This is a genomic window from Sphaerotilus sulfidivorans (assembly GCF_013426975.1).
Classification (GTDB): Bacteria; Pseudomonadota; Gammaproteobacteria; order Burkholderiales; family Burkholderiaceae_C; genus Sphaerotilus; species Sphaerotilus sulfidivorans.
Map to the genome: position 1 here is coordinate 162,766 of NZ_JACCPY010000007.1, position 8,945 is coordinate 171,710.

The window sequence follows — 8,945 nt, forward strand, 5'->3', positions numbered from 1 at the left end:
CCACTTCGTCGCGCTGGAAAGACTCGAGTCATGGCAAAAGCACCCGTCAACAACGCTGCTCGCCGCGTGAGCAAGAAGGTCCGCAAGAACGTTGCGGATGGCGTCGCGCACGTGCACGCATCGTTCAACAACACCATCATCACGATCACCGATCGCCAGGGCAACGCCCTGTCGTGGGCATCGAGCGGTGGCCAGGGCTTCAAGGGTTCGCGCAAGTCGACCCCGTTCGCCGCCCAGGTCGCAGCCGAAGTCGCCGGTCGTGCTGCTCAGGAACAGGGCATCAAGAACCTGGACGTCAAGATCAAGGGCCCGGGCCCGGGTCGCGAGTCGTCGGTTCGCGCGCTGGCCTCGCTGGGCATCCGCATCGCGTCGATCTCCGACGTGACGCCGGTCCCGCACAACGGCTGCCGTCCGCAGAAGCGTCGCCGCATCTGAGGCTGCCTGCATGAGGTGTGCGTGACTCTTGCAGTCACGGCATCGGATTGCCTTATAATCGCAGGTTCGCCGGCGAGCGCCATAGCGTGCTCGCCGGCAATCTCGTTGAAGAGCCGCGCTGTGCGGCTCCTCTCATCCCTGAAGACCACCGTCATGGCGCCTGGCGCGCACATGACTCGCGCACGATCCGCGTGCGTCAGACATTCTCACAAGGACACCGTCCGTGGCACGTTATCTCGGCCCGAAGGCCAAACTTTCCCGCCGTGAAGGCACCGACCTGTTCCTGAAGAGCGCCCGCCGCTCGATCAGCGACAAGGCCAAGTTCGACACCAAGCCGGGCCAGCACGGCCGCACCTCGGGCAGCCGCACCTCCGACTACGGCCTGCAGCTGCGCGAGAAGCAGAAGGTCAAGCGCATGTACGGCGTGCTGGAGAAGCAGTTCCGCCGCTACTTCGCCGAGGCCGAGCGCCGCAAGGGCAACACCGGCGCCACGCTGCTGTCGCTGCTGGAATCGCGTCTGGACAACGTCGTCTATCGCATGGGCTTCGGCTCGACCCGCGCGGAAGCCCGCCAGCTGGTCTCGCACAAGTCGATCACCGTCAACGGCCAGGTCGTCAACATCCCGTCGTTCATGGTCAAGGCCGGTGATGTCGTCGCCGTGCGCGAGAAGGCCAAGAAGCAGCTGCGCATCGCTGACGCGCTGAAGCTGGCGGACTCGATCGGCCTGCCGGGCTGGGTTGCCGTCGACATCGCCAAGATGGAAGGCACCTTCAAGAAGTCGCCGGACCGCGACGAGTTCGGTGCCGAGATCAACGAATCGCTGATCGTCGAACTGTACTCGCGCTGATGTGCGAGAGGGCGCTTGCGGTCGTGCCGCAGGCGTCATCGGCCTCCTTGCGTCCCGGGCGCACGGAGGCTTTTCAATGCCCGGTGGGTCCATCAGCCTTATCGGTGTAACGAGCCGAGGGTATTGACAGGAACTTTGAATGCAAACCAATCTGCTGAAGCCCAAGGCCATCAACGTCGAACCGCTGGGCGGTCACCGTGCGAAGGTGACACTGGAGCCGTTCGAGCGTGGCTATGGTCACACCCTGGGCAACGCGCTGCGCCGCGTGCTGCTGTCGTCGATGGTCGGCTATGCGCCCACCGAAGTGACGATCGCCGGCGTGCTGCACGAGTACTCGACGGTGGATGGCGTTCAGGAAGACGTGGTCCACATCATGCTCAACCTGAAGGGCGTGGTGTTCCGTCTGCACAACCGCGACGAGGTCACGCTGGTCCTGCGCAAGGAAGGCGAAGGCCCGGTCACCGCGCGCGACATCCAGACGCCGCATGACGTCGAGATCATCAACCCGGATCTGGTGATCGCTCACCTGGCCCAGGGTGGCAAGCTCGACATGCAGATCAAGGTCGAGAAGGGCCGCGGCTATGTGCCGGGCACGATGCGCCGCTACGCGGACGAGCCGACCAAGTCGATCGGCCGCATCGTGCTGGATGCCTCGTTCTCGCCGGTCAAGCGTGTCAGCTACACGGTCGAGAGCGCCCGCGTCGAGCAGCGCACCGATCTGGACAAGCTGGTGATGGAGATCGAGACCAACGGTGCGATCTCCCCGGAAGAGGCCGTGCGTGCCTCGGCCAAGATCCTCGTCGAGCAGCTGGCGGTGTTCGCGCAGCTGGAAGGCAACGATCTGGCCGGCATCGTCGAGCCGGCGCCGCGTGCCCAGCACTTCGACCCGATCCTGCTGCGTCCGGTCGACGAGCTCGAGCTCACCGTGCGCTCGGCCAACTGCCTGAAGGCCGAGAACATCTATTACATCGGCGACCTGATCCAGCGCACCGAGACCGAGCTGCTGAAGACCCCGAACCTGGGTCGCAAGTCGCTCAACGAGATCAAGGAAGTCCTGGCTTCCCGTGGTCTGACCCTCGGCGCGCGCCTGGAGAACTGGCCGCCGCAAGGTCTGGACAAGCGCTGATCCAGCGCTGACCCGGACTCATTCGGGCGAGCCGTTCCGGCGGCCGCCCGGTCCCCCGGTGGTACCTGATCCGGCCATCGGCATTAATTCAACGAAAGGACTTCACCATGCGTCACGGCAACGGCCTCCGCAAGCTCAACCGCACCTCGTCGCACCGTCTGGCGATGCTGCGCAACATGGCCAACTCGCTGATCGAGCATGAGGCCATCAAGACCACCGTGCCCAAGGCCAAGGAACTGCGTCGCGTCGTCGAGCCGCTGATCACCCTGGCCAAGGAGCCGACGCTGGCCAACAAGCGCCTGGCTTTCGACCGTCTGCGCAACCGCGACAACGTCGTCAAGCTGTTCAACGTGCTGGGCCCGCGTTTCCAGACCCGTCCGGGCGGCTACACCCGCATCCTGAAGATGGGTTTCCGCGTCGGCGACAACGCGCCGATGGCCTTCGTCGAGCTGGTCGACCGTCCTGATGTGGACGCGGCTGCTCCGGCCGAGCAAGCGGCCGAGTGATCGGCCTGATGCCGCTGGGCAAAGATTTTCTTTTCGAAAACTCTTGCCGCGGCGGCGTCTAAAGGTTTAGAATCTGATTCTTCAGTCGCGGGGTGGAGCAGTCTGGTAGCTCGTTGGGCTCATAACCCAAAGGTCGTCGGTTCAAATCCGGCCCCCGCAACCAGATTCAGTCGTGGTCAGGATATTCGCCAGAAACCTGATGACGTGAAAGACAAGCCAAAAGTTGCTGTCTTTCGAAGCGATTTCAGTCGCGGGGTGGAGCAGTCTGGTAGCTCGTTGGGCTCATAACCCAAAGGTCGTCGGTTCAAATCCGGCCCCCGCAACCAAGTCAAAAAAAGCCGATTCGATCAAATTCGAATCGGCTTTTTTATTTCCTCTTCAGAAGAATTCGACACCGCCGTCCTGATTCTTGGCCTGGAGCAGGCCGCAGGCGGTCAGGGTCTCGTACGACAGCGCCAGATTGCGGCCATTTTCCTTGGCGTGATAGACCGACTGGTCCGCCCGCTCGAAGGCGCTGCCCGGGGTGTCGCAGGCATCGATGGCGGTGAATCCGATGCTGACCGTCAGGTGCTCCACCCGCGGAAACGGTGTCTTCTCGACCTTGTCCCGAAAGCGCTCGAACGCGGCCTCTGCGCCTTGGGCATCGCTGCAGCGCAGCAGCACCACGAACTCCTCGCCGCCGAAGCGGTAGAGTCTGTCGCTGGCGCGGAAGGTGCTCTTCATCAATTGGGCGACCAGGATCAGCACCTCGTCACCGATCAGGTGGCCGTGAACATCATTGACGCGCTTGAAGTGGTCGATGTCGATGACGCCGAGCCAGTGGCCACCTTCCGTGCCCTGGCGGCGGCGCTCCATGCCCTCGGCGGCCGAGGTGCTGCCTGCATCGAGATTCAGTGCGGCACGAACGAAGGTCTCGTCGAAGGACTTGCGGTTGAGCAGCCGGGTCAACGAATCGCGTTCGTTCTCGTCCAGCAGCGCGTGCAGGTGCATGCTGAAACGCTGGATCGCATTCACGGTCCGCAGAAGTTCCTTGCTGATGACCGTGCTGGTGGTGATTTCCACCACCGCGATCTCGTCGCTGTCGCCGGTCAGCGGCACCAGCGTGCGGATGCTGCCCTGCTGCGCACACACCGGCAGCAGCACGGGTTCGCTCAAGGTGATGCAGTGCAGCAGCAGCGGCTCTTCTTCTGCGGCAAGTGGCTCGTCCGGGGCCAGCTGATCGAACTGGCCGTGGTGGCGGGTCACATACCACTTGCGCTGTTCTGCGGCATGGCTGCGCAGCACGCGCAGCCGCAGCGGAGCGAGGAGTTCAGCGAACAGGTCGACGAAACAGCTGTCGAGCGCGGCCGGGTCGCGCTGCCCGGCCAGTTGGGCCATGTGCTCGACAAGGTGTGACATGCGAAGACCTGGGACTCCGTGGAGAACAAGGATGGGAATCAGCCGCGCACGAAGAGCGTGCGCAGCGGCTCGTTGCCGAGCTGGCGACTCCAGTGACCGTGCACCGCAGGATCGAACACCGCGCCTGCGGGCAGCACATCGGCCGAATAGAAATGCTGTCCGGCGCTGAAGATGCGCGAGCTCCCATCCTGCAGCCCGATCTCCATCTGGCCCGACAGGATGAAGACCCACTGCGGCTCGCCGGTGCAGTGAAAGTCGCTGCGAAATCCTGGCGGACTTTCGCGCAGCTGCAGCTCGCGTGCGGGCAGGGGTGACGACAGCCGTGCGGCAGGCTTGCCCTGGTCCAGCGCGATCGCCTGCTCGCGGAAGCGGGCACGCCCGTCGCTGTCGGTGAACAGGATGGTCTGCAGGAAGACGGGCGGGGTGTCGGACGCAGGCTGGCTCATGTCGGAGGTGCGTGAAGTCGTGAACATCCGGGATTGTGCGTGCAGCATGGGGGCAATCGTCCAGGACGAATTGGACCCGATGTGCTGGGCGCACAGGCTCCGAATAGTGCGGCTCCAGCCGGTCAGACTCGCGGCGAGAGGAGTTGTGCTAGAAAGCCACCCCATCATGATGAGCGACCTTGTTCTCCAATCCTGGAACCCTACCGATCCTGGCGAGGCGCGTGCGCTGGTCAGTGCGGTCATCGCCCGTGCGCAATCCGAAGGGATCGAGCTGTCCACACCGCCGGTCGAGCCTGACAACTGCTGCGGCAACGGCTGCATCGGCTGCGTCTGGGACGGCTTCTACAGCGAGCTGGGCTACTGGCGCGACGAGGCGCTGCTGCGCTGGGCGGCCTGAGGGCCATGCATGCTCTGGCCCGCGATGACACCGCCCGACTACAGCGGGCTGGACGACGAGGCTCTGGCCCGGATCCAGCCGGCCTTGAAGATCGAGGCCGAGGCGCTGATCGCGGAGGTGATGGCCCGCGCGCAGCGCCATGCGGTGGCCGATGTGCTCCCGTCGGCGCCGCAGAGCCCGGTGAGCTGCTGCGGCCGCGGCTGCAGCAACTGCGTCTGGATCTATTTCTACGGCGAAGTGATGTTCTGGCGCGATGCCGCCCTGAGGCACTGGCTGCCTGCCAGACCGGTCACGGACTGACTCTCCGCGCACGGCGTGCCCCGCGGATGCGGGAGTGGTGACCCGTCAGTACCCCTCCACGATCGTGATTCTCGATCGTCATGGAGGAGATCATGTTCAAAACGCACGGGCGGCCGAGCGGTTTTTTCGGGGGCGCTCTGTTCTGGGCGGCGCTGCTGCTGGCGCTTTCAGGCGGGTGCGGCAGTGCGCACGCGGCGGCTTCGATGTCGGATCTTGAGCGGAAGGTGCTGGCGCAGATCAACCAGATCCGGGCGCAGCACGGCCTGTCGGTGCTGGAGCCCGATCCGCGCCTGCAGCGGGCGGCGGCGCATCATTCGACCGACATGGCGGTCTCGCGCTGTTTCCAGCATGACGACTGCGACGGCGGGCGCTGGTCCGAACGCATTCAGGCCCATTACCCGCGGGCGCAGCGCATCGCCGAGAACATCGCTGCAGGGCAGGACAGTGCCGGTGCGGTGGTCGAGGGCTGGATGCGCAGCGACGTGCATCGCGCCAACATCCTGAGACCGGAATGGCGAGGCACCGGCATCAGCCTGGTCAGCCTGCCCGGCAGCCCCTATGGCCACTACTGGACCCAGACCTTCGGGACGCTGCCGGCGCCCGTGCCGCTGCCGATGCCGGAGCGCATGAGCCGTTCTTCGGCGCGCTGAGCCTGGTGCGAGCGCTGCAGCGCCAGCGCCCCCAGCAGCGTCAGCAGCAGCGAGGCGGGAATCAGTGTCTCCACGCCCGCCAGCCCGTAGAGCCGCGCGCCGGACCAGGCGCCCAGCGACATGCCCAGATACATCGCCGAGGCATTGGCCGCCAAGGCCAGGCTGCGCAATGCAGGCGGCACCAGCTGGATCAGGCGCTGCTGCTGGGGTGCGGCGAACAGCAGGCCGCAGACCGACCACAGCATCATCAGCAGCACGCCGGGCAGAGGCAGGGCGGGTGCCAGCATCAGGCCGGCAAAGGCGAGCGTCAGGCCCAGCATCGAGAAGCGAATCAAGCGCACCGGGCCGAGGCGGCTGCCGAAGCGCCCGGCCAGCAGATTGCCGATCACGCCGCCCAGTCCGAACAGCATCAGCAGGGGCGTCATGTCGCCGCGGGCCAGACCGAAACGCTGGATCATCATTGGCACCAGCAGGGTGTAGGCGCAGAACTGGCCTGCCATCAGCAGCAGCATCATCAGCAGCGCCCACGCGGTGGCCGGGCGCTCGAGTACGCTCAGGAAGCCCGAGCCGGCAATGCGCGGGCCTGCCGTGCCCTCATCCAGCGCGCGCCACAGCATGAGGCCCAGCAGCGGCGAGCCGATCGCCAGCAGCATGAAGACCGTCCGCCACGAGCCGACATGGCCCAGCCAGGCCGCCAGCGGCGTGCCCAGCACGATGGCCAGCGTCATGCCGGCGAAGATGGTGGCCAGTGCACTGGCTTGGCGCGAGGGTTCCACCAGGGCCGCGCCCTGGGCGGAGGCAGCCGGTCCGATGGCGGCAGCTCCCAGCGCCATCAGCACGCGGGCGGCCAGGCCTGCGCTCCAGTCCGGCGCCATGACCGTGGCCAGGGCGCCGAGGCCCAGCAGCAGCAGGCCCCCGCTGATCAGCTCGCGGCGAGGCCGGTGACCGAAAAGAACCTGCAGCAGCGGTGCTGCCACCGCAAAGGTCAGCGAATGCACCGCGACCAGCTCGGCGATGCGTGCCGGCGTGACCTGCCAGGCGCTGGCCATCGCCTCCAGCAGGCCGATCACCGCCAGCGAGGCGGTGCCGAAGAGGAAGTAGCTTGCGCCCAGGGCCGGCAGCAGCAGGCGGGCATGTCGAGCGGAAACGGCGTGACCCATGATGGCACGGAGTCTCCGCCGTGCTGACGTATATTGGAAATCGTTTGCCTGTCTAGGAGGTATCGGTGTGATCGATCTGAAAGGGGTGGACCTGAACCTGCTGGTCTCGCTGTCGGTGCTGCTGGACGAGGGCAATGTGACCCGGGCGGCGCAGCGTCTGCATGTGGGGCAGCCGGCGCTGTCCGCGCAGCTGGCGCGGCTGAGACGGCTGTTCGACGATCCGCTGCTGGTGCCGGCGCCGGGCGGGCGCGGCATGGCGGCCACGCCGCGTGCACAGGCCCTGGTCGAGCCGCTCCATGAGGCGCTGCGCGGGCTGGAGCAGCTGGTGCGTCAGCGTCCGGATTTCGATCCGCACCGTGACGAGCGCGTCTTCCAGGTGGCCGAGACCGACAATGCCTCGGTGATCGTCGGGCTGCCGCTGATCGAGGCGATGGCCCGGCAGGCCGGGCCGGGCGTGCGACTGGCACTGCGCGCGCCCGATGCGCCCGATGCGATCGCGCAGCTCGAGCGGGGTGACATCGATCTGCTGATCGGCGCCGCCGACCGTGTTCCGGGCGCGATGCGATCACGCCAGCTGCTGACCGAGCGCTTCGTGCTGGTGCAGCGGCGCGGGCACCCGCGGGGCAGCGGGCCGCTGGATCCCGAGACCTACTGCCGGCTGACCCATGTGGTGGTCAGCGCCACCGGCGGCAGCCACATCGGGCTGCTGGATGCGTATCTGGCCGAGCTGGGGCGTCGGCGCGAGATCGCGCTGTCGGTCCAGCATTTCACGCTGCTGCCGGAGATCGTGCGGGTGACCGATCATGTGGCGACCTTGCCGAGCCGTCTGGCCGAGCGTCATGCCGCGACGCTGGAGCCATTCGAGCTGCCCTTTGCGTCACCGCTGTTGTCGCTGCATGCGGCATGGCATCCGCGTCAGCATGCCGATCCGGCCTTGCGCTGGCTGAGGCAGCTGCTGGTCGATGCGCTGGCTGCGCAGACATGAAAAAAAGCGACCCGAAGGTCGCTTTCCTGGCAGGGCGTGTCATCAGCGGGTCATCCGCGGCGCGGACGATCCGGTGACGGGCACGATCACTGCAGCTTGATCTCGACGTCGACGCCAGCCGGCAGGTCGAGCTTCATCAGCGCGTCGACCGTCTTGTCGGTCGGGTCGATGATGTCCATCAGGCGCTGGTGCGTGCGGATCTCGAACTGGTCGCGCGAGGTCTTGTTGACGTGCGGCGAACGCAGGATGTCGAAACGCTGCATGCGGGTCGGCAGGGGCACCGGGCCCTTGACGATCGCGCCGGTGCGCTTGGCGGTATCGACGATTTCCAGGGCCGACTGGTCGATCAGCTTGTAATCGAATGCCTTCAGGCGGATGCGGATCTTTTGCTTCTGCATGACTTTTCCTTCGTAAAGAGCGATGCGGCTGGCGGCGGGTGCCGTGGAGTCAGCCGCGGGCAGGGAAAGGACGGCCGCGAGGCCGTCCCGTCACACAAGATTAAGCGATGATCTTGGCAACCACGCCGGCGCCGACGGTGCGGCCGCCTTCGCGGATGGCGAAGCGCAGGCCTTCTTCCATGGCGATCGGGGCGATCAGCTTGACTTCGATCGACACGTTGTCACCCGGCATGACCATTTCCTTGCCTTCCGGCAGCTGGATGGCGCCGGTGACGTCGGTGGTGCGGAAGTAGAACT

The 8,945-nt window shown here is 66.0% G+C and carries 13 protein-coding genes and 2 tRNA genes; 10 read left to right on the forward strand and 5 right to left on the reverse strand.

Annotated features, from left to right (window positions below):
• Positions 1-30: 30 nt before the first annotated feature.
• From rpsK to HZU84_RS07080, 6 genes are all read left to right on the forward strand, one after another.
• Positions 31-435 carry a 30S ribosomal protein S11 gene (gene rpsK, locus HZU84_RS07055; RefSeq protein ID WP_037485057.1) on the forward strand — a complete coding sequence of 135 codons (405 nt, stop codon included), beginning with the start codon at positions 31-33 and terminating at the stop codon, positions 433-435.
• Positions 436-658: 223 nt separating this feature from the next.
• A complete protein-coding gene (gene rpsD / locus HZU84_RS07060) occupies positions 659-1,282 on the forward strand; it encodes a 30S ribosomal protein S4 (protein ID WP_037485055.1) in 624 nt (207 codons plus the stop codon).
• A gap of 139 nt (positions 1,283-1,421) precedes the next feature.
• On the forward strand, positions 1,422-2,408 hold the full coding sequence (locus HZU84_RS07065) for a DNA-directed RNA polymerase subunit alpha (protein WP_037485052.1): 987 nt from the start codon (positions 1,422-1,424) through the stop codon (positions 2,406-2,408).
• 107 nt (positions 2,409-2,515) lie between these two features.
• Positions 2,516-2,914 (forward strand): 50S ribosomal protein L17, encoded by a 399-nt coding sequence (gene rplQ / locus HZU84_RS07070; protein WP_149504666.1) that lies wholly within the window; start codon positions 2,516-2,518, stop codon positions 2,912-2,914.
• Positions 2,915-3,000: 86 nt separating this feature from the next.
• Positions 3,001-3,077 (forward strand) — tRNA-Met (locus HZU84_RS07075).
• Positions 3,078-3,163: 86 nt separating this feature from the next.
• Positions 3,164-3,240: transfer RNA gene (locus tag HZU84_RS07080), tRNA-Met, on the forward strand.
• Positions 3,241-3,292: 52 nt separating this feature from the next.
• Here HZU84_RS07080 and HZU84_RS07085 read toward each other — a convergent pair.
• On the reverse strand, positions 3,293-4,291 hold the full coding sequence (locus HZU84_RS07085) for a GGDEF domain-containing protein (protein WP_180692835.1): 999 nt from the start codon (positions 4,289-4,291) through the stop codon (positions 3,293-3,295).
• Positions 4,292-4,350: 59 nt separating this feature from the next.
• A complete protein-coding gene (locus HZU84_RS07090) occupies positions 4,351-4,758 on the reverse strand; it encodes a cupin domain-containing protein (protein ID WP_149505365.1) in 408 nt (135 codons plus the stop codon).
• A gap of 169 nt (positions 4,759-4,927) precedes the next feature.
• On the opposite strand from HZU84_RS07090, the gene HZU84_RS07095 reads away from it, so the two are divergent.
• From HZU84_RS07095 to HZU84_RS07105, 3 genes are all read left to right on the forward strand, one after another.
• Positions 4,928-5,155, forward strand: coding sequence for an oxidoreductase-like domain-containing protein (locus HZU84_RS07095; RefSeq protein ID WP_149504664.1), 228 nt, complete (start codon positions 4,928-4,930; stop codon positions 5,153-5,155).
• A 9-nt stretch (positions 5,156-5,164) separates the two neighbouring features.
• On the forward strand, positions 5,165-5,455 hold the full coding sequence (locus HZU84_RS07100; protein ID WP_149504663.1) for an oxidoreductase-like domain-containing protein: 291 nt from the start codon (positions 5,165-5,167) through the stop codon (positions 5,453-5,455).
• Between the two features lie 80 nt (positions 5,456-5,535).
• A complete protein-coding gene (locus HZU84_RS07105) occupies positions 5,536-6,105 on the forward strand; it encodes a CAP domain-containing protein (RefSeq protein ID WP_149504662.1) in 570 nt (189 codons plus the stop codon).
• On the opposite strand, the gene HZU84_RS07110 is transcribed toward HZU84_RS07105, so the two are convergent.
• Positions 6,021-7,265 (reverse strand): MFS transporter, encoded by a 1,245-nt coding sequence (locus HZU84_RS07110; RefSeq protein WP_149504661.1) that lies wholly within the window; start codon positions 7,263-7,265, stop codon positions 6,021-6,023. The genes HZU84_RS07105 and HZU84_RS07110 overlap by 85 nt on opposite strands.
• A gap of 67 nt (positions 7,266-7,332) precedes the next feature.
• On the opposite strand from HZU84_RS07110, the gene HZU84_RS07115 reads away from it, so the two are divergent.
• A complete protein-coding gene (locus HZU84_RS07115; protein ID WP_244954339.1) occupies positions 7,333-8,250 on the forward strand; it encodes a LysR family transcriptional regulator in 918 nt (305 codons plus the stop codon).
• A gap of 86 nt (positions 8,251-8,336) precedes the next feature.
• On the opposite strand, the gene rpsJ is transcribed toward HZU84_RS07115, so the two are convergent.
• Together rpsJ and HZU84_RS07125 are read right to left on the reverse strand one after the other, a co-directional pair.
• The gene (gene rpsJ / locus HZU84_RS07120; protein ID WP_037485042.1) at positions 8,337-8,648 is read right to left on the reverse strand and encodes a 30S ribosomal protein S10; all 312 of its coding nucleotides are present in this window, start codon (positions 8,646-8,648) and stop codon (positions 8,337-8,339) included.
• 100 nt (positions 8,649-8,748) lie between these two features.
• A partial coding sequence (locus tag HZU84_RS07125; protein WP_445683265.1) for an EF-Tu C-terminal domain-related protein occupies positions 8,749-8,945 on the reverse strand: 197 nt, incomplete at its 5' end.